Origin of the sequence: Clostridium sp. 1001271B_151109_B4 (genome assembly GCF_015670405.1) — a bacterium.
Taxonomy (GTDB): domain Bacteria; phylum Bacillota; class Clostridia; order Clostridiales; family Clostridiaceae; genus Clostridium.
Genome location: NZ_JADPBQ010000013.1, coordinates 1 through 19,394, shown reverse-complemented (window position 1 = coordinate 19,394; position 19,394 = coordinate 1). Strand labels below are relative to the sequence as shown.

The window sequence follows — 19,394 nt, the reverse complement described above, 5'->3', positions numbered from 1 at the left end:
GAACCTAGCCTAATAGTTTTGGAGACTACTGTACTACCGATATACGATACCCCTTAGTACAAAGTTATTATACATTATGTTATTAATAAAATCAATATTTTTTCTACTATTTTTCTATAATTCTTTTCTTTTTCGTACTTTTTGGATAAAATATAAAATAGCAAATACTATTAAGAGTTAATAGTTAAAAGTTTAGAGATAAAAATTAATGTTAAAGTTGCTAATTTAGTTTATTAATTATATATAAAAGATTAATTTAACTCCTAACTAATCACTACTAACTCCTAACTAATCAAAAGGGAGGATTTTAACATGGTTTTTTCTGTTAATAGTGTTGAAGAGACTACAAACCTTGGTATATCACTTGGTAAAATATTAAAAGCCGGTGATATAGTTTGTTTAACGGGGGATTTAGGTACTGGTAAGACCCATATAACAAAAGGAATTGCGAAAGGCTTAGAAATAACTGATTACATAACAAGCCCAACATTTACAATTGTAAATGAATATGATTCTGGTCGTTTAAAGTTGAATCATTTTGATGTTTATAGAGTTTCAGATCCTGATGAAATATATGCAATTGGATTTGATGATTACATTTTTTCAGATGCCGTTTCAATTATTGAATGGGCTAATTATATTGAGGAAATACTTCCAAAAGATTTTCTACATATTTATATAGAAAAGGATTTAGAAAAGGGCGAAGATTATAGAACAATTACTATAACTCCATATGGAGAAAGATATGATTATATAAAGGAGCTAAAAATATGATAGTTTTAAGTATAGATTCTTCATCTTTAGTGACTACTGTAGCTTTACTTAAGGATGAGTATATCTTAGGTGAATATACATTAAACTTCAAAAGAGAACATTCTATTATATTAATGGAAAAAATAGAAATGTTATTAAAAGACTGTGAAGTTGATATAAATGAAGTCGATGGATTTGTTGTTTCTAAGGGACCTGGTTCATTTACAGGACTTAGAATTGGAATGGCTACTATTAAAGGTTTAAGTATGGGATCTAATAAACCATACGTTTCTATTTCCAGTTTAGATGCATTAGCTAATTCTTTATTAACTTTTGATGGTATAATTTGTCCAGTAATGGATGCGTTAAGGGATAATGTTTATACTGGACTTTATAAGAATATAGAAGGAAAGCTAACAAAAATATTAGACTGTACAGCTTTAGACTTAAGTGAACTTGCTAATATATTAAATGAAAAAGGTGAAAAAGTTATATTTACTGGCGATGGAGTATTTAAACACAAGGAATTCTTAAGCAATAATATTAACAATTGCGAATTTGCTCCAAATCATTTAAGTATCATAAGGGCTTCATCTTTAGGTGAGCTTGGAATGGAAAAAATTAAAGTTGGAGATATTGACGATATGAATTCTGCTCCACTTTATATTAAGAAACCTCAAGCAGAAAGAGAACTTGAGCAAAGGCTGGCTATGAAAAATGAAAATAGATTATAGTCTTATGAATGAAACTCATATAAATGGTGTATATGAGTTAAGTAAAGAATGCTTTGCTACTCCATGGACTTTAGATTCTATTAATAATGAATTAAATAATTCACTAGCAAAATATGTAATTGCACAAGATTCATCCACAGGTGACGTAATTGGATTTGTCGGTGTATGGATAATTGCTGGCGAAGGCGACATTACAAATATTGCCGTAAGCTCAAAATATAGGAAACAAGGCATTGCATCAAATTTGTTAATAAAATTATTTGAGGTGTGCAAAACTTTTGATTGTAATGATATTACTTTAGAAGTTAGATCTTCAAATGTCCCTGCTCAAAACCTTTATAAGAAATTTGGGTTTAAAGAAGAAGGTTTAAGAAAAGGCTATTATTCCGATAATGGTGAAGATGCCCTTATAATGTGGAAAAGAGGATAGCAATGCTACCCTCTTTTTATTTTATGCAATTTCTTTTTTATTACTTTCAAATTTACTATCAACTTTAAAGATCGCACGAGATACTCTTTTATACAATAAATATGTTGCTATACATACTATTAACGCCTTTAACCCATTAAAAGGTAGTAATCCTAATAATATATAATTTATTAAAGCAGCCCCTTCTAAATTCATACCATATGCAGGTAATAAGAAAAATACATTTGCAACTATTCCTAAAACTTGCATAACTAAGGCACCTATAACCATTCCTACTATGGCACTCTTTTTACTTCTCTTCCTAGTATATAACCAAGCTGCTGGAATAACTAATGCAAGGCCAATTATAATATTGGCTACTTCTCCTACAAAGCCTGTTTCTGTTCCTTTTATCAAAAATCTTAAAAATACCTTTAATATAACTATCACTCCACCAGCTACTGGTCCATAAGCAAATCCACCCATTAATGCAGGTACTTCACTCAAATCGATTTTAAGCCATGGAAATGCAGGTATTATTGGAAAATCGAAATACATTAATACTACAGCAATTGCAGATAATAAAGAAATTTTAACCATTTTGTTTAAATTTTTTGATGAATTCATATATTTTCTCCTCCCAAAAGATATCCTTCGGGGCAATAGCTTATTCAAATAATTGTTATTTCAGTTTGTCCAATATTTAATTATTTAATTCAAAAAGCCCTGATGTAAAATTACACCAGGGCATTAAAAACAAAACAATAATTAAATATAACAAAAAAAATTGTTATTACTCAAATCACTATTTACCTTCTTTCATCCAGACTTTACTGTCGGCTTCGGAGTTACACCGAATCTGCAAAAATTGCTCGCGGGCTATACCGCCGGTAGGGACTTGCACCCTGCCCTGAAGATATTTATTATTTATTTGTTTTTATTATATTACTAATTTTTTCATTTTGCAATAATATTATCGGCTTAAATCCTTCATAGTTAATGAAATTCTCTTTCTCTTCTCATCAACTTCCATAATCTTAACTTTGATTACATCTCCAACCTTAACTATATCAAGTGGATGCTTAACAAATCTATTAGCCATTTGACTCTTATGAACTAATCCATCTTGGTGAACCCCGATATCAACAAAAGCTCCAAAGTCTGATACATTTCTTACTGTACCCATAAGCTCCATTCCCGGTTTAAGATCTTTTAAATCTATAACTCCAGTTTTTAAAATTGGTTTTGGCATATCTTCTCTTGGATCTCTACCTGGCTTTTGTAATTCTTTAATTATGTCTTTTAATGTTAATTCACCAATTTCTAGTTCTATTTCTAAATTTTTTAGACCTTTTTCCTTTACTCTATCTTCAATATCACTTAAATTTTTATTCTTTAAATCAGCTTTAGAATAACCTAAAATATTTATTAACTTTTCAGCAGCTTCATATGATTCCGGATGAACTGCTGTATTGTCTAACGGATTTTTACTTTCCATAACTCTTAAGAATCCTGCACATTGTTCATATGCTTTTTGACCTAATCTCTTTACCTTTAACAATTCTTTTCTCGTTTTAAATCCACCAGTTTCATCTCTATATGCAACTATATTATTAGCTATAGAAGCATTAATTCCTGCAATATAAGTTAAAAGAGATGGTGTTGCAGTATTTAAATCAACGCCTACCTTATTAACACTATCTTCAACTACACCTGTTAATGACTCATCTAATCTCTTAGGTGTAACATCATGTTGATATTGACCAACCCCAATAGCCTTTGGATCAATTTTAACAAGTTCTGCCATAGGATCTTGAAGTCTTCTTCCTATAGAAATAGCTCCTCTTATAGTTACATCTAAATCTGGATATTCCTTAGCTGCAAGCTCAGATGCTGAATAAACTGATGCTCCTGCTTCTGAAACAATAACATAAGCTAACTCTTTTCCACTTTCATTCTTAATTTCAGTTAACATTTCAGATATTACTTCTTCTGATTCTCTTGATGCCGTACCATTTCCTAAAGAAATAACATCAACATTATGCTTATATATAAGTTCCTTTAATAGCTTTTTAGTTCCTTCTATGTCCTTCTTAGGAACGGTTGGATACACAGTAGCCTTTTCTAAAAACTTCCCTGTTGGATCTAATACTGCAACCTTACAACCTGTTCTAAATCCTGGGTCATACCCCATAACTACTTTTCCCTTAATAGGTGCTTGCATAAGTAATGACTTTAAATTTTCCTTAAATATTAATATAGCTCCCTCTTCACCTTTATCAGTTAATTCACTTCTAATTTCTCTTTCTATTGATGGATAAATCAATCTCTTAAATGAATCTTTTATTGCTAATTTTAAATACTTATCAGTTACTTCATTATTTTTTATTAGTCTATTTTGAAGATAAGTTATTATTTTTTCTTCATTTGCTACTATCTTAACAGATAGAACCTTTTCTTTTTCACCTCTATTTATAGCCAATATTCGATGAGCAGGAATCTTGCTTACATCTTCACTATATTCATAGTACATTTCAAAAGGTGTTGGTTCTTCACTTGAACCTTTTGACTCAATTTTTCCTTCTCTCATTACAAGCTCTCTTATCCACTTTCTAAAAGCAGCTTCATCTGAAATTACTTCTGCAACTATATCTAATGCTCCACTTATAGCTTCTTCTGCTGTAAGAACCTTCTTTTCTTCATCTATATATTTACTTGCTTCTTCATTTATATTTCCATTAAAATTGCCTTCTAAAATTAAATCCGCTAATGGCTTTAATCCCTTTTCTAGTGCTATTGTTGCTCTAGTTCTCTTTTTTTGCTTATACGGTCTATAAATATCTTCAACTTCTGTTAATGTATCCGCTTTTTCTAAAGCATTAACTATATCATCATTAAGTTTCCCTTGTTCATCTATTAATCTTAAAACATCTTCTTTTCTTTCTTTTAAATTTCTCAAATATGTCAATCTTTCGAAGAATTTTCTTAATACATCATCACTTAATCCACCAGTTTGTTCTTTTCTATATCTAGAGATAAAAGGAACTGTATTTCCTTCATCTAATAATTTAATTACATTTTCAACTTGTTTTAAAGTTATTCCTAATTCTCTAACTAATCTTTCTTCTATATTTACCATAAGTGCCTCCTATAAATTATATTATTTACACAAATAACTCTATTAATTAGTATAACATAATTTTACACTATTGCTATTATGTTAATAGAATAGTATAATTTAATTTGTAAAATATTACCATTTTCATGCGAGGTGAATTTATTTTGAATAAATTTTTGTACGGCTTTTTAAACATCTGTCTTATAGTTTTTATTACACTTTTAGCATTAAATCAATTTTATGTAATTGACTTTTCAACAAATCTACGAAATGTATTTATTTTTTTAACTCTAATAATTATATTATTCACTGCTACAACACAACTATTAACTGGCAAATCCAATTTTTTAAAATTTATTAGTGGTGTTATACTAGTTTCAGTTATAATAGGTGGTGTTTTTTACGTATTAAAAGATCAGATCAACATATTTGTATATATATGTATTTTGTTTTCTTTATTCCAATGTTTATTTGAACTTATTCAAAATAAAGCTTAAATTAAATATAAATTCTTTATAGATATTTCCCCATAAAATAACTATCTATTAATTTGTATTAAATTATAATAAATTACTGATATAAATGTTTGTAATGTCAAAAAACTGTTCCTCCTTACATTGGATGAGTAACTTCGATTTGCCAAATTAAAATTTGGAATCTCAGTTAATTTTGAAATTTCAGTTATAATGTAAAATCTCTAATAATATTATTAAGTATAGTAATATTTGTGAGGTATCTTTTTATGAAGAAAAAAATTTTATACTTTTTGTTTTTATCAATAATATCTTTTTTTCTCTTAACTACACTCTATCTTAATAATACATATTCGCAATTTGACTCAACTAATGTTCGTAATAATATATATGTCTTATCATCAGATACGTTAGGAGGTAGACTAGCTGGTAGCACTGAAAATACAGTTGCTGCAGAAATAATAAAAAATAGATTTATTGATTATGGATTAAAAACATTAAATGACGATGGTAATTATACTCAAGATTTTAATACCGTTTGTCCTGTAATTACAAATACTTCTCCATACTTGAAAATTGAATCTAATGGAGATACTGAAGAAGAACTGCAATATGGTATTGACTTTAAAGAGGATATGATTAACTTTAAAAACAATACTTTTTCATTTTCAAAGTCTGATAAAATAAACTCTTATTTATCTTATCTTGATATAACATGTAATGACGGAACATTTTTATTATATGTTCCAAAAGATAATAATTTTTCATTTAGAAGCTCATTTTTCAGTGATTTTGCAAAAGATGCTGTCATTATGGTTTCACAAAATGCTTTTGATAAGATAACTGCTAGCTTAAATGAAGGAAAAGAAATTTCAGTTCATATTCCATTTGAAGAAGAAGAAAAAACAATCTCTAATGTTATTGGTGTAATTAAAGGTTCTAATTCCTCCCTTTCACCATTTATAGTTACAGCTCATTATGACCATCTTGGTAAGGATGGATTAGGAACTAGTTACTCTGGTGCCTTAGACAATGCTTCTGGCACTTCATTTATATTAGAATTGAGTAGAAGTCTTTCAACCTATGGAAGACCTGAGAGAGATATTATCTTTGTTGCCTTAAATGCAGAAGAATTTGGTCTTTTAGGTTCTAAAGCCTTTGCTGAAGAAAATTTATTTAATATTCAAGACTCAAAAGTAATAAATTTTGATATGATTGGTAGTGCCGATTATCCTATAAGCTTGATGCAAGGAAGTAAATTTAAAAATACAGATTCTGAATTGCTTGAATCTATAAAATCTATATGTAAAAATAATTCAGTAGATTATGAAGTTCTATATGAAGATTCAAGTGATCATGCAAGCTTTAATAACTTAAATATTGATGCTTTAAGCTTCTGTCATAGTGATAAAACACGAATTCACACCCCCGACGATACTATAGATTATATAGATACAAATTCTATAGATACAGTTTATAAAATAGTTGAAACTGAACTAAAATCCTCTTGTTACAGCAGCTTAACAAGATTTATTTATAGTCAAAATTCCATTATTTTTATATCTATAGTTTTGATATTATTAATTATATGGGGTATCTTTTCTAAGAATAGGTTTTTACTTGATAAAAGCAGCTCAATGCTTTTTACAGTAATAGGCTTAATTGCAGTGATAACTGCTACCGTATTTTATATTAAAGGCTATACCAACGCATTAATTATTGCATTGATATTTGGTTTTTCAATAATATTTATTACCTTAATAAAATTCAACTCAAAATGAAGATAATAAAAATAACAGCTAATTTTATTAGCTGTTATTTTTATTATCTTGATATACTTTTTAAATAAGTAGTAATAAATTGATCAATTTCTCCATTCATAACTGCATTAACATTCGCAGTTTCTTCATTAGTCCTATGATCTTTAACCATATTATATGGATGGAATACATATGATCTTATTTGACTTCCCCATCCCATATCTTTAAGTTCACCTGTTAAATCTTCTATTTTTTCTTTATGTGCTCTTTCTTTAAGCTCTATAAGCTTAGATTTAAGCATAGACATTGCTGTATCCCTATTTGAAAATTGACTTCTTTCATTTTGACATTGAACTACGATACCAGTAGGAATATGAGTAATTCTAATTGCAGATTCCGTCTTATTGACATGTTGCCCACCCGCTCCACTAGCTCTAAATGTATCTACTTTTAAATCTTCTTGTCTTATATCTATATCTTGATCTTTTGTAAGCTCAGGCAATACTTCAATTGATGCAAATGATGTTTGCCTTTTACCATTTGCATTAAACGGTGAAATTCTTACTAGTCTATGAACTCCTTTTTCAGCCTTAAGATATCCATATGCAAATTCACCTTTTACTCTCAATGTTGCGCTCTTTATTCCAGCTTCATCACCTTCAAGTAAATCTAAAGTTTCAACTTTATAGCCTTTTTTCTCACACCATCTTGTATACATTCTAAGAAGCATAAGCGTCCAATCATTAGCATCACTTCCACCAACACCTGCATGTAAATTTAATATAGCATCATTTTTATCATATTCCCCAGATAATAGAAGCTCTATTTTATATTCTTCAACTAGCTTTTCGATATCTCTGATTTCATAAATAACTTCATTAATCGTTTCTTCATCATCCTCTGCTAGCTCCGCTAATATTTCAACATCATCTAATCTGCTTACTAAGCTTTCATACCTATCTATTCTATCCTTAATTCCTTTACTCTCCTTAGTAACCTCTTCTGCCCTCTTAACATCATCCCAAAAACCTTTTTCTTGCATTTGAAGTTCAAGTTCTTGGAATCTTTTTTCTAGACTTTCCTTGTCAAAGTGAAGCCCCCATTTCTTTTAATGTTTCTTTTAAGCCACTAACCTTTGACAGTTCCTGTTCTAACTTTATTAACACAAAAATCACCCCTTTGAATTAGTTATGAGTTTTTAGTTATGAGTTAGTAGTCTATTGAATAAATTCAACCTAGGCCGAATTTATAAAAATATATATTAAAGAAACTCCTTATTGAGTTTTATCCTTAACTAGTAACCACTAACTGATGAAAAAAGTGCCCTTTAGGCACTTTTTCTATTATGCTTCTCTTCCGCAACAATTCTTATATTTTTTTCCACTACCACAAGGGCATAAATCGTTTCTTCCAACCTTATTATCATTTCTTACAGGCTCTTTCTTTAAGCTCTTATCATCTTCTCCATGACTTGCTGAAGTTTCTTCTGCAACCTTTTCTCTTTCAACAGGTCTTTCAACTCTTACATGGAATAAGAATTTAACTGTTTCAAGCTTAATTCCCTCAATCATTTCTTCAAACATTGCACTACCTTCCATTTGGTATGCTTGAATTGGATCTTGTTGCTTATATGCTCTTAATCCCATTCCTTGTTTTAAATGATCCATGTTATCTATATGAGCCATCCATTTTTGATCAACAACTCTTAAAAGAACTACTCTTTCAATTTCTCTTAATTGTTCTTCACCAAATTCAAGTTCTTTCCCCTTATAGATATTCATAACTAATTCGGTTAACTTATCTTTCATTTGTTCATTAGATAAATCTCCCAATTCTTCTACAGTTACAACACCATGTGGTAAACAAATTTCTTCTAAATATTGAACTAATGTTTTGATTTCAGCTTCTATATCTTGAACCTCTCCACTTAAATGTGAATTAACAGCATCAGATATAACTTCTTCAATCATTCCTTCTATTTGCTCTTTTAAGTTTTTACCTTCTAAAACTTCCGTTCTTTGTCTATAAATAACTTCTCTTTGAAGATTCATAACATCATCATATCCAAGAAGGTTCTTTCTTATGTCAAAGTTATTTCCTTCAACTTTCTTTTGAGCATTTTCTATAGCCTTAGTAACCATTTTACTTTCTATAGCTTCAGTTTCTTCAAGACCTAACTTATCAATAATTCCTTGAATCTTTTCTGAACCAAATATTCTCATTAAATCATCTTCTAATGAAATGAAGAATATAGATTCACCTGGATCACCTTGACGTCCTGATCTACCTCTAAGCTGATTATCTATTCTTCTTGATTCATGTCTTTCAGTACCAAGAACCTTTAATCCACCTGCTTCTATAACGCCCTCACCAAGCTTAATATCAGTACCTCTACCAGCCATATTAGTAGCTATAGTAACCATTCCTAATTCCCCTGCATGAGAAATTATTTCAGCTTCTTGAGCATGATATTTAGCATTAAGCACTTGATGCTTGATTCCTCTCTTCTTTAATAAAGAAGAAATATATTCAGATCTATCCACACTTGCTGTACCAACAAGCACCGGTTGACCCTTTTCATGTGATTTTACTATTTCTTCAACTATAGCTTTATACTTACCAGATTGATTTTTATAAACCATATCTGATTGGTCAATTCTTTGAACTGGTTTATTAGTTGGTATTACTATAACATCAAGATTATATATTTCCCTAAATTCATTTTCTTCAGTTAATGCAGTACCAGTCATTCCTGATAATTTAGCATACATTCTGAAATAGTTTTGGAATGTAATTGTTGCTAAAGTCTTTGACTCTCTTTGAATTTTAACATTTTCTTTAGCTTCAATTGCTTGATGAAGACCATCTGAATATCTTCTACCTTCCATAAGTCTTCCTGTAAATTCATCTATTATTACTACTTCATTATCTTTTACCATATAGTCTTTATCGGCCTTCATAGTATAGTTAGCCTTTAAAGCCTGAGTAACATAATGTTGTAATTCTAGGTTTTGAGAATCAGCATAGTTTTCTATTCCAAAATATTTTTCTGCTTTAACTATACCATCATCAGTTAATAAAACAGCATTAGCTTTTTCATCAACATTAAAATCCTTCTCATTTACTAATGTTTTAACAAAATTATCAGCAACATTATAGAACTTAGTAGACTTATCTCCCATTCCTGAAATGATAAGAGGAGTTCTAGCCTCATCTATTAAAATAGAGTCAACTTCATCCACTATACAGAAGTTAAGTTCTCTTTGAACTCTGTCTTCCATATGTATTACCATATTATCTCTTAAGTAATCAAATCCGAATTCATTATTTGTTCCATAAGTAATATCACATGCATAAGCAGCTCTTCTTTGCTCTGGTGTAATTCCGTGAATTATACATCCAGTTGTTAATCCTAAGAAATTATAAAGCACTCCCATTTCTTCCATTTGAGTTTTTGCTAAATAATCATTTACTGTTATAACATGAACACCCTTACCAGTTAAGCCGTTTAAATATGCTGGTAAAGTTGCAACTAATGTTTTACCTTCCCCAGTCTTCATTTCAGCAATTCTTCCTTGATGTAAAACCATACCTCCAAGTAATTGCACTCTAAAATGCTTCATTCCAAGCACTCTACTTGATGCTTCTCTACAAACAGCAAATGCTTCTGGTAATAAACTATCTAAAGATTCACCTTTTTGTATTCTCTCTTTAAACTCAACAGTTTTAGCTTGCAACTCTTCATCAGACAGCTTTTGCATTGCCTCATCTAAAGACTCTATTTTATCTGCAATTGATTGAAGTTTCTTAACTTCTCTCTCACTATATGTTCCAAAAACTTTTTCTAAAAATCCCATAATGTATTTCCTTTCAATATTAATATTCATAAAAAATGAATATAAAATTAAGTAATGGATTTAAAATTTTTTTATATAATTATTAAATTTATATAAAATTACCCTTCTAATATTTTACTTAATAAATTATACCATTTATACTCTTTATAATTCAACATAAATGTATGTAGCTTAAAACTTTCACTTAAATTTAGCATTTATATAATAAATAAGGAGAGCCTTAATATAGCTCTCCTTATTTATTATATATTATATCTTAAACATAATCAGGCTCTAATAAACCATAGTTTCCATCTTTTCTCTTATATATAACATTAATATTTTCTGTATCACAATCTTTAAATACAAAGAAATTATGTTCAACAAGCTCCATTTGTAATATAGCCTCTTCAGTACTCATTGGCTTTATATTAAATCTCTTAACTTTTACTATTTCCCCTTCATTATCATCTTCTTCAGATGCAACCTCATCAAAGTTACTAAATCTTAAAGATTCATTATTTCTTCTTTGTAATTTCGTTCTTTGCTTTCTAATTTGTCTTTCAAGCTTACTTTCCACTAAATCTATAGATTTATACATGTCATCTGTAGATTCTTCACATCTTAAAATTACTCCATTAAAAGGTATTGTTACCTCAAAAATTTGCCTATTCTTTTGAACTGTTAATGTAGCTCTAGCAGTTACTTCTGGTTCAAAGTATCTGTCTAACTTTGAAATCTTCTTTTCTACTATTTCTTTCAATGCAGGTGTTACGTTAATGTTCTTTCCTATTACTGTTACTCTCATAAGGTCAACCCCTCTCTTTAAGTTCTAATTATAATTATTAAGATTTCAATATTTATATTTAGTATATTTATATATTATCATTTTCAAATTTATTCCACAAGTATTATTATCTGAATTTACAGAAAATTTAAACTTGTTAACTCTACATAACTCTCTTTTCCTTTATTTTTCTTAAAATTTAATAAAATAAAAAAACATCAATTCATATGAATTGATGTTTTTTTATAAAGTTAGCTGACCTGGATTTTGCCCCCACACTCGCCTGCTGGAGCTTTTGCTACCCGGAATTAACCTCTCACTACTAACACTCTCAGTATCTCTACTGGCAGGACTTACTTCTATACCGCACCATGCTCATTAAAACTTTGCCTAACTTACGTGGATCGTTTCGCCTGCGACTGGCATCGACTTTCATCCACAGACCTAACTTTATATTACTATTATATATTGCTTTTAGCAATTGTCAATACTGTAATTTCATTTGCTCCATATTTTAATAAAATTTTTTTACATTCATCTAATGTAGCTCCAGTAGTAATAACATCATCTATCAATATTACATGCTTATTTTTTATGTCGTAATTTCTTTTTATATTAAAGGCACCTTGAATATTACTCTTTCTTTCATCTTTACTCAAAGTCTTTTGTTCCTTTGTATTCTTTGATTTTATTATGCAATTACTAATTGGAATTCCTGTTGTGTAACTAATACTCTTTGATATAACTTCACATTGATTAAATCCTCTTTTTTTAATTGCTTTTTTAGTCATAGGAACATAACAGATTACATCAGCCTTAATATTTTGATTATTTATTATCTCTAAAATTAAATTTGATAATATCTCTGCTGCGGTAAAATTCTTATTATATTTTAACTCTAAAATTAACTTTTTTAATACTCCCCCATAAAATCCATACGAAATACTTTTTTTGTCTTCCATATAACATCTCTTAATTTCAGTTTTACAACAATCACATATTCCTATAAATCCTTCTATTTCGCAAATGATACATTTTTCTTCCATCGGATAAACTATATCTAATAATTGCTTATATATTATTTTTAATATTTTAAATATTGTCTTTCCCATAAATTCTTATTAAATAATCTCGCTATATTTTTAGCCTTATCCATTTCTTCAGAAAATTCCCTAGATACCATAATTGCTTCTGATTGAATATCACTTTTAACATTAATTGCTGCACACATATATAATATCTTCTTATAAGAATAAAACATATCATCTGCAAATAGCATTATTATATTTACATCTGGAATATTTCTTATATACTGTCCACAATTATTTGTTACTATAAATAAAGTATCACTATAACCATCTATTATTTCTTTAACAAAACTGAAATTTTGATTTTTACTATACCGAACTACTCTTATATTTAATTCTTTTAAAGTACTATAATAATGATTATAAACTTTATTTAATTTATCTTCGGAAGGAACCATAATTAAAACAATTCTCTTATTTTCTCTAAACCACTTAAAATATTCAAATAAAGAAAGTGGAATATCCTGATCTAATTTTATCCTAGTATTCATTAACCTCGGCTCTATCATAGGTCCTTCTGATTGCATATAATTAATTTCAAACTTTTCCCCAATAGGGAAAATATACTCTGCTGCATACACTATTATTTTATTACAATTCCAATATATATCTTCTATAGCTTCCCTTATATATTGATTACTAGCTTTTGAAAATAAACTTATATCATCAAATACAACTAAATCATATAAACTATCTATTTCATTAATTTCATCTATAAAAATACATTTGATCTTATTTTCAATCTTTTCTGTTTCTATGGTATCACTGATATAACCATATAACTCTCTTTGTTTTTCATATGCACATTTTTCTTTTTGGCTGCAAAATACATATAGTATATTACTATCATTACACACAACTTTATTTAATATATTTGAAAAAATTTCAACTGTATTAAAAGGCCTCGTCTTTATTGATAACACCTTTGTTTTTTTACTATACCATTTATTTATTTTTTTAAAAACATTACTCAATTCCTTATAATTCATAGTATCAGACTCCATTATCTATTCTTCTTTTATTTTATCATCAGATACAATATCTACAATTCTTTCTTTTAATGATGAATATCTCTCCATACTATTTGTATTATCTACCATGTATTTTAGTGATTTTTGATTCCCCACAACTACAACTAATTCTTTTGCTCTAGTTATACCTGTATATAAAATATTTCTGTTCATTAAAAAAGCTGAACCCATAAATGAAGGTGTGATTACAACTTTAAATTCACTACCTTGACTCTTATGGATAGTAATTGCATAAGCTAACTCTAACTCTTCTACATATATATTATCGTATACAATTCTTCTTTCATCATCAAATACAACAGTAACAGTTCTACTTTCTTCACTAATAGATTCAATAAACCCCATATCACCATTAAATACCCCTACACCTTCATTATCGCCATATCCACCTGTTCTATTCCATTTTAAAGAATAATTATTTTTAGTTTGCATTACCTTATCGCCTTCTCTAAAAATTATATCCTTAAGATTTCTCTCTTTTTTATTTTTACTAGGTGGATTTAATATAGCTTGAAGCTCATTGTTTAAGTTATCTACTCCTAATATTCCTTTCCTAGTAGGAGAAAGAACCTGAATATCCCTCGTTTTATCCCACTTAGGATTAAAAAGAGGCAATCTTCTATTTACTAAATCTAAAATAGTAGCTAAAATTTCCTCATTACTTTCTCTATTATCAAAAAAGAAATCCCCGCCCTTTTTGTTTAGGTATGGCAACTCACCATTATTTATTCTATGTGCATTGGTTATAATCATACTTTCCTTGCCTTGCCTAAATATTTCCTTAAGCCTTACAACTTTAATAAATTCACTGTTTATTAAATCCCTTAAAACATTTCCTGGACCTACTGATGGAAGCTGATCAACATCTCCAACTATAATAACTCTTGTTCCAAGTTTAATGGCCTTAAGTAAACTATTCATAAGCATTATGTCAATCATAGATGCTTCATCTATAATTATTACATCGCCTTCTAGCGGCTCTCCTTCACCTTTTCCAAAAAAAGAATTTTCATCGTCACTTACGCCCATTTCTAATAATCTATGTATGGTTTTTGCTTCTCTTCCTGTTGATTCTGTCATTCTTTTAGCTGCTCTTCCTGTTGGCGCTGCTAAAAGAACCTTCATTCCATTATTTTCATATATCTCTATTATACATTTAATTATAGTAGTCTTACCAGTACCTGGCCCACCAGTAATTATTTCTATACCATTTTCAAAAGCCCCTAATATAGCTTCTTTTTGAGAACCTGCAAATTCTATATTATTTTTCTTTTCAAAACTAGATATCTCAAAAGAAATATCAGAATTTATAGTTTGAAAATTTTCAATACTTAAAGTAATAATTTTATTAGTTACTCCTAATTCACAAAAATAATATGGCAAAGCATACACAGCTTCTACATCATTAATTTTTTCTACTTTTATTTTACCCTCTAATACGCTATTATATATATTTGCTTCTATTAACTCTTTATCTACAACCAAGACCTTTTGACACTCTTTTATAAGCTTATCTTTAGGCATATATGTATTTCCTAAACCTGAAAAATTATTTAAAACATGTCTTATTCCACTTTGAATTCTAAAATCTGATACTGGCTCAATTCCTAGACTTTTTGCAATTCTATCTGAAGTTAAAAAACCAATTCCTGAAATTTCATCACTTAAAATATATGGATTTTTAGATACAATATCTTGAGAATCTGTTCCAAATTTTTTATATATTTTTAAGCATTGATTTATTGTTACTCCATGTTTTTGAAAAAACATAATTATATCTTTAAGTTCTTTACTTTCCAAATACGAATCATAAATAATGTTATATTTCTTATCACCAATACCTTCAACTTCTTTGAGTCTTTCAATATTATTATCTAATATATTTAAAGTTTCTTCTCCAAAGGCCTTTACTATTTTCTTTGCTGTTACTGGTCCTATTCCATGTATTATGCCTGTGCTTAAATATTTTTCAATTTCTTTAACTGATGTTGGAAGAAGCTCTTTATATTCTTCTACATTAAATTGTCTTCCAAATTGCTTATGTGTAATCCAATTTCCCTTAACCTCTATTTGTTGCCCTTCCTTTAATAACGGCATTATTCCAACAATTGTAACAACCTCTTTGTTCGCTGTAATTTTAGCTACTACATATCCACTATCTTCACTTCTAAAAATTACCGCTTCAACTAAGCCATCTAATATATCCATATTATCGCTCCAAACATTTTATTTTACTTATTAATATTATATAATTATATCATAAGTGAAATTTTGATTGTTAATTTATACTCTTCTTATTCACTTATAAATTATTTGCTTATGGTAAAAAGCTTAAACATCACAGGGAGGTTATTTATTATGTTATTAAAAAACTGTAATATTATTTTTCTAGATAGAATTGAGGAAGGTTCTATATTAATTGAAAACGCTATAATCAAGGAAATAAATCCAAGTACTACTTCTTATGATTCAGTTATTGATTGTAAAGGTTTGTATGTAGCGCCTGGTTTTATAGATGTTCATATCCACGGTGCTGGAGGATATGATACTATGGATGGCACATTTGAATCAATAAATGAAATTTCTAAAACTATCTGTAAATATGGTACAACTTCATTTACACCAACTACAATGACAATGTCATCAGAAGACATATTAAAATCTATGACTGCAATAAAAAAAGCTAAACTTGAAGGTACAGATGGTGCTCAAGTATTAGGTGCACACTTAGAAGGGCCCTTCATTAGCCCTAATGCTATAGGAGCTCAAAATCCTAACTATTTAATTAAACCAACTTTTGAAAATTTTGAGGCTATGACGGGAGATGCAATAGATTCTGTTGTATCAATTACAATGGCTCCAGAAGTCGATGGCGCTAAGGAACTTGCCAGTATATTAACTGAAAATGGTATTCGTTGCTCTATAGGCCATACTAAAGCCACTTACGAAGAAGCACTCGAAGGTATCAAATGTGGATTCTGTCATTCAACTCATTTATTTAATGCCATGACAGGTTTTACTCATAGAGAACCAGGTGTTGTAGGGGCAACTTTTGATACTGATATCACTACTGAAACAATTTCTGATGGTATCCATATATCGTATCCATCATTAAGAATAGCTTATAAACAAAAAGGAACTGACAAAACTTTACTAGTTACAGATGCAATGTGCGCTTGTGGAATGCCAGATGGAAACTATTCTTTAGGCGGACAACCAGTTGTAGTTAAAGATGGATCAGCAAGACTTGAAAACGGTGCATTAGCAGGGTCAATTTTAACTTTAAATAAGGCAATCAAAAATATATACGAAAATACTGATTATCCTTTATATGAAATAGTTAAAATGGCTTCTTTTAACGGAGCTAAATATTGTAGAATAGATGATAAGAAAGGACAAATCAAAGAAAATTTTGATGCTGATTTAGTTTTATTCGACGATAATATTGATATTAAAATGACTATAGTTAAGGGAAAAATAGTTTATTCTAGTCATTAGTTTTGAGTTATTAGTTATTAGTTTATTAATGAATTCAGCCTAGGTAAATTAAAAAATATATTATTTAGAAACTCTGTAATAGTTTCAGGATAAACTACTAATTTTCTAACTGAGTAAATTTCTTTTCAATTTAATAAAAAGGCGAAGACTGACGTCTTCGCTTTTTTATTATAAGTATTTTTTAATTTCTTCTACTTTATTTAATTGTTCCCAAGGTAAATTTAAATCATTTCTACCAAAGTGACCATAAGCTGCTGTTTGTCTGTATAAAGGTCTTCTTAAATCAAGGTCTCTTATTATAGCTCCTGGTCTTAAATCAAATACTTTTTCTACAATACTTGTTATTTCTTGTTCACTCAATTTACCTGTTCCAAAAGTTTCAACTTCTATAGAAACCGGCTTTGCAACACCTATAGCATAAGCTAATTGAATTTCTAATTTATCTGCAACACCAGCTGCAACCAAATTCTTAGCTACCCATCTTGCTGCATAAGCTGCTGATCTATCAACTTTTGTTGGATCTTTTCCTGAGAAAGCACCACCACCGTGTCTTCCATATCCTCCATAAGTATCAACTATAATCTTTCTTCCTGTTAATCCACTATCACCTTGTGGTCCACCAACAACAAATCTTCCAGTAGGATTAATATAATATTTAGTTGATTCATCTAATAACTCTGATGGAATAACATGTTTAATTACATGTTCCATTAAATCTTCTCTTATTTGTTCTTGACTTACATGATCATCATGTTGAGTCGAAATAACTATTGCATCAATTCTTACAACTTTATTATCATCATATTCAACTGTTACTTGAGTTTTTCCATCTGGCCTTAAATAAGGTAAAGTTCCATTTTTTCTAACTTCAGTTAATCTTCTTGATAATCTATGTGCCATTGCAATTGGTGAAGGCATAAATTCTGGTGTTTCATTAGTAGCATAACCAAACATCATTCCTTGGTCTCCAGCCCCTACTGCTTCAACATCATCCTTTGTTCCAATTCTAGATTCTAAAGCTTCATCAACTCCCATTGCAATATCTCCAGACTGCTCATCAATAGATGTTAATACTGAACAAGTATCACAATCAAATCCATATTTAGCTCTATCATATCCAATTTCTCTAATTGTTTTTCTAACTACCTTAGGAATATCTACATAACAAGATGTTGATATTTCTCCCATTACTAGTACCATTCCTGTTGTTACTGCTGTTTCGCAAGCAACCCTAGCTGTTGGGTCTTTTACTAATATACTGTCTAATACCGCATCCGAAATTTGATCACATATTTTATCTGGATGCCCTTCTGTAACTGATTCTGAAGTAAATAATCTTCTCATTTTGCTTAGCTCCTCTCGTTTTGATATTAATTCTAAGCAATAAAAAAAGCCTCTTGCAAAAAGAAGAGACTATTATTATCTAAGGTCTTTCTTATCTTGCAAACTTAATTGTTCTGCAGGAATTTGCACCACATTAAACTAGTTAATAGTTTTTTTAGTTTTTAGCTATAGATGAAATCTTAATGTTTTTCTTTAATCTTAACTTCTAACTGTTAACTTCTAACTGTTAATAGGTTGCCGGGTTTCACAGGGCCTTTATCCCTCCACCTCTCTGGATAAGAACTAATATCAAATTTTATTTCTAGAATATTTTATCAATATAATTATACTATGTCAACATTTAATATATTCATAAAAAATAATATGATTATTTTTTATTTTTTTATAAAATAAAAAAGCATGGTTTATACCATGCTTATATGGTGGGGGAGGACGGATTCGAACCATCGAAACGAAACGTAACAGATTTACAGTCTGCCCCCTTTGGCCTCTCGGGAACTCCCCCATATTGGAGCTTCATGTCGGAGTCGAACCAACAACCTGCTGATTACAAGTCAGCTGCT

The 19,394-nt window shown here is 29.3% G+C and carries 14 protein-coding genes, 1 tRNA gene and 2 riboswitches; of the genes, 5 read left to right on the top strand and 10 right to left on the bottom strand.

Annotated elements, in window-relative coordinates; all coding sequences use genetic code 11:
- Window positions 1-312 precede the first annotated feature (312 nt).
- The 3 genes from tsaE to rimI are packed head-to-tail and all read left to right on the top strand — an operon-like array spanning window position 313 to window position 1,917.
- Window positions 313-774, top strand: a complete 462-nt coding sequence (gene tsaE / locus I4V63_RS10120) for a tRNA (adenosine(37)-N6)-threonylcarbamoyltransferase complex ATPase subunit type 1 TsaE (protein WP_196001138.1) — start codon at window positions 313-315, stop codon at window positions 772-774.
- Window positions 771-1,487: a tRNA (adenosine(37)-N6)-threonylcarbamoyltransferase complex dimerization subunit type 1 TsaB gene (gene tsaB / locus I4V63_RS10115; protein WP_196001137.1), complete on the top strand. Its 717-nt coding sequence runs from the start codon at window positions 771-773 to the stop codon at window positions 1,485-1,487. The genes tsaE and tsaB overlap by 4 nt, the downstream gene beginning before the upstream one ends.
- Window positions 1,471-1,917, top strand: a complete 447-nt coding sequence (gene rimI, locus I4V63_RS10110; protein ID WP_196001136.1) for a ribosomal protein S18-alanine N-acetyltransferase — start codon at window positions 1,471-1,473, stop codon at window positions 1,915-1,917. The genes tsaB and rimI overlap by 17 nt, the downstream gene beginning before the upstream one ends.
- A 21-nt stretch (window positions 1,918-1,938) precedes the next feature.
- Here the strand turns inward: rimI and I4V63_RS10105 are convergent, their stop codons facing one another.
- On the bottom strand, window positions 1,939-2,523 hold the full coding sequence (locus I4V63_RS10105; protein ID WP_196001135.1) for an ECF transporter S component: 585 nt from the start codon (window positions 2,521-2,523) through the stop codon (window positions 1,939-1,941).
- 180 nt (window positions 2,524-2,703) lie between these two features.
- Window positions 2,704-2,818, bottom strand: a riboswitch (FMN riboswitch).
- A gap of 51 nt (window positions 2,819-2,869) precedes the next feature.
- The gene (locus tag I4V63_RS10100) at window positions 2,870-5,035 is read right to left on the bottom strand and encodes a Tex family protein (RefSeq protein ID WP_196001134.1); all 2,166 of its coding nucleotides are present in this window, start codon (window positions 5,033-5,035) and stop codon (window positions 2,870-2,872) included.
- A gap of 721 nt (window positions 5,036-5,756) precedes the next feature.
- Here I4V63_RS10100 and I4V63_RS10095 point away from each other — a divergent pair.
- Complete coding sequence (locus I4V63_RS10095; RefSeq protein WP_196001133.1) at window positions 5,757-7,268, top strand: M28 family metallopeptidase; 1,512 nt, start codon at window positions 5,757-5,759, stop codon at window positions 7,266-7,268.
- A 43-nt stretch (window positions 7,269-7,311) separates the two neighbouring features.
- On the opposite strand, the gene prfB is transcribed toward I4V63_RS10095, so the two are convergent.
- The 6 genes from prfB to I4V63_RS10065 form a co-directional block, all read right to left on the bottom strand.
- Window positions 7,312-8,413 (bottom strand): peptide chain release factor 2 gene (gene prfB, locus I4V63_RS10090; protein ID WP_196001132.1). Its coding sequence is split into 2 segments (ribosomal slippage): window positions 7,312-8,334 and window positions 8,336-8,413, totalling 1,101 coding nucleotides; the frame shifts between segments, so codons are not numbered across the junction.
- A 177-nt stretch (window positions 8,414-8,590) separates the two neighbouring features.
- Window positions 8,591-11,104, bottom strand: coding sequence for a preprotein translocase subunit SecA (secA, locus tag I4V63_RS10085; RefSeq protein ID WP_196001131.1), 2,514 nt, complete (start codon window positions 11,102-11,104; stop codon window positions 8,591-8,593).
- A 256-nt stretch (window positions 11,105-11,360) separates the two neighbouring features.
- A complete protein-coding gene (gene raiA / locus I4V63_RS10080; RefSeq protein ID WP_196001130.1) occupies window positions 11,361-11,891 on the bottom strand; it encodes a ribosome-associated translation inhibitor RaiA in 531 nt (176 codons plus the stop codon).
- A 440-nt stretch (window positions 11,892-12,331) separates the two neighbouring features.
- Window positions 12,332-12,982, bottom strand: coding sequence for a ComF family protein (locus I4V63_RS10075; protein ID WP_196001129.1), 651 nt, complete (start codon window positions 12,980-12,982; stop codon window positions 12,332-12,334).
- Window positions 12,955-13,947, bottom strand: a complete 993-nt coding sequence (locus I4V63_RS10070; RefSeq protein WP_196001128.1) for a hypothetical protein — start codon at window positions 13,945-13,947, stop codon at window positions 12,955-12,957. Before I4V63_RS10070 ends, I4V63_RS10075 begins: the two co-directional genes overlap by 28 nt.
- An 18-nt stretch (window positions 13,948-13,965) precedes the next feature.
- Complete coding sequence (locus I4V63_RS10065; protein WP_196001127.1) at window positions 13,966-16,197, bottom strand: ATP-dependent RecD-like DNA helicase; 2,232 nt, start codon at window positions 16,195-16,197, stop codon at window positions 13,966-13,968.
- A gap of 150 nt (window positions 16,198-16,347) precedes the next feature.
- Between I4V63_RS10065 and nagA the strand changes: the two genes are divergently transcribed.
- A complete protein-coding gene (gene nagA, locus I4V63_RS10060; protein WP_196001126.1) occupies window positions 16,348-17,487 on the top strand; it encodes an N-acetylglucosamine-6-phosphate deacetylase in 1,140 nt (379 codons plus the stop codon).
- Between the two features lie 168 nt (window positions 17,488-17,655).
- Here the strand turns inward: nagA and metK are convergent, their stop codons facing one another.
- Together metK and I4V63_RS10050 are read right to left on the bottom strand one after the other, a co-directional pair.
- Entirely contained in the window at window positions 17,656-18,831 is a 1,176-nt protein-coding gene (gene metK / locus I4V63_RS10055) for a methionine adenosyltransferase (protein ID WP_196001125.1), read from the bottom strand.
- An 88-nt stretch (window positions 18,832-18,919) separates the two neighbouring features.
- A riboswitch (SAM riboswitch) is annotated at window positions 18,920-19,113 on the bottom strand.
- Window positions 19,114-19,251: 138 nt separating this feature from the next.
- Window positions 19,252-19,336, bottom strand: a tRNA-Tyr gene (locus tag I4V63_RS10050).
- Window positions 19,337-19,394 lie beyond the last annotated feature (58 nt).

Excerpts from the sequence above, each read along its gene's own strand:
- I4V63_RS10070 (WP_196001128.1), bottom strand. The coding sequence starts at position 13,947 with ATGAATTATAAGGAATTGAGTAATGTTTTTAAAAAAATAAATAAATGG.
- raiA (WP_196001130.1), bottom strand. The coding sequence starts at position 11,891 with ATGAGAGTAACAGTAATAGGAAAGAACATTAACGTAACACCTGCATTG.
- tsaE (WP_196001138.1), top strand. The coding sequence starts at position 313 with ATGGTTTTTTCTGTTAATAGTGTTGAAGAGACTACAAACCTTGGTATA.
- I4V63_RS10065 (WP_196001127.1), bottom strand. The coding sequence starts at position 16,197 with ATGGATATATTAGATGGCTTAGTTGAAGCGGTAATTTTTAGAAGTGAA.
- tsaB (WP_196001137.1), top strand. The coding sequence starts at position 771 with ATGATAGTTTTAAGTATAGATTCTTCATCTTTAGTGACTACTGTAGCT.
- rimI (WP_196001136.1), top strand. The coding sequence starts at position 1,471 with ATGAAAATAGATTATAGTCTTATGAATGAAACTCATATAAATGGTGTA.
- nagA (WP_196001126.1), top strand. The coding sequence starts at position 16,348 with ATGTTATTAAAAAACTGTAATATTATTTTTCTAGATAGAATTGAGGAA.
- I4V63_RS10095 (WP_196001133.1), top strand. The coding sequence starts at position 5,757 with ATGAAGAAAAAAATTTTATACTTTTTGTTTTTATCAATAATATCTTTT.
- metK (WP_196001125.1), bottom strand. The coding sequence starts at position 18,831 with ATGAGAAGATTATTTACTTCAGAATCAGTTACAGAAGGGCATCCAGAT.
- secA (WP_196001131.1), bottom strand. The coding sequence starts at position 11,104 with ATGGGATTTTTAGAAAAAGTTTTTGGAACATATAGTGAGAGAGAAGTT.
- I4V63_RS10100 (WP_196001134.1), bottom strand. The coding sequence starts at position 5,035 with ATGGTAAATATAGAAGAAAGATTAGTTAGAGAATTAGGAATAACTTTA.
- I4V63_RS10075 (WP_196001129.1), bottom strand. The coding sequence starts at position 12,982 with ATGGGAAAGACAATATTTAAAATATTAAAAATAATATATAAGCAATTA.
- I4V63_RS10105 (WP_196001135.1), bottom strand. The coding sequence starts at position 2,523 with ATGAATTCATCAAAAAATTTAAACAAAATGGTTAAAATTTCTTTATTA.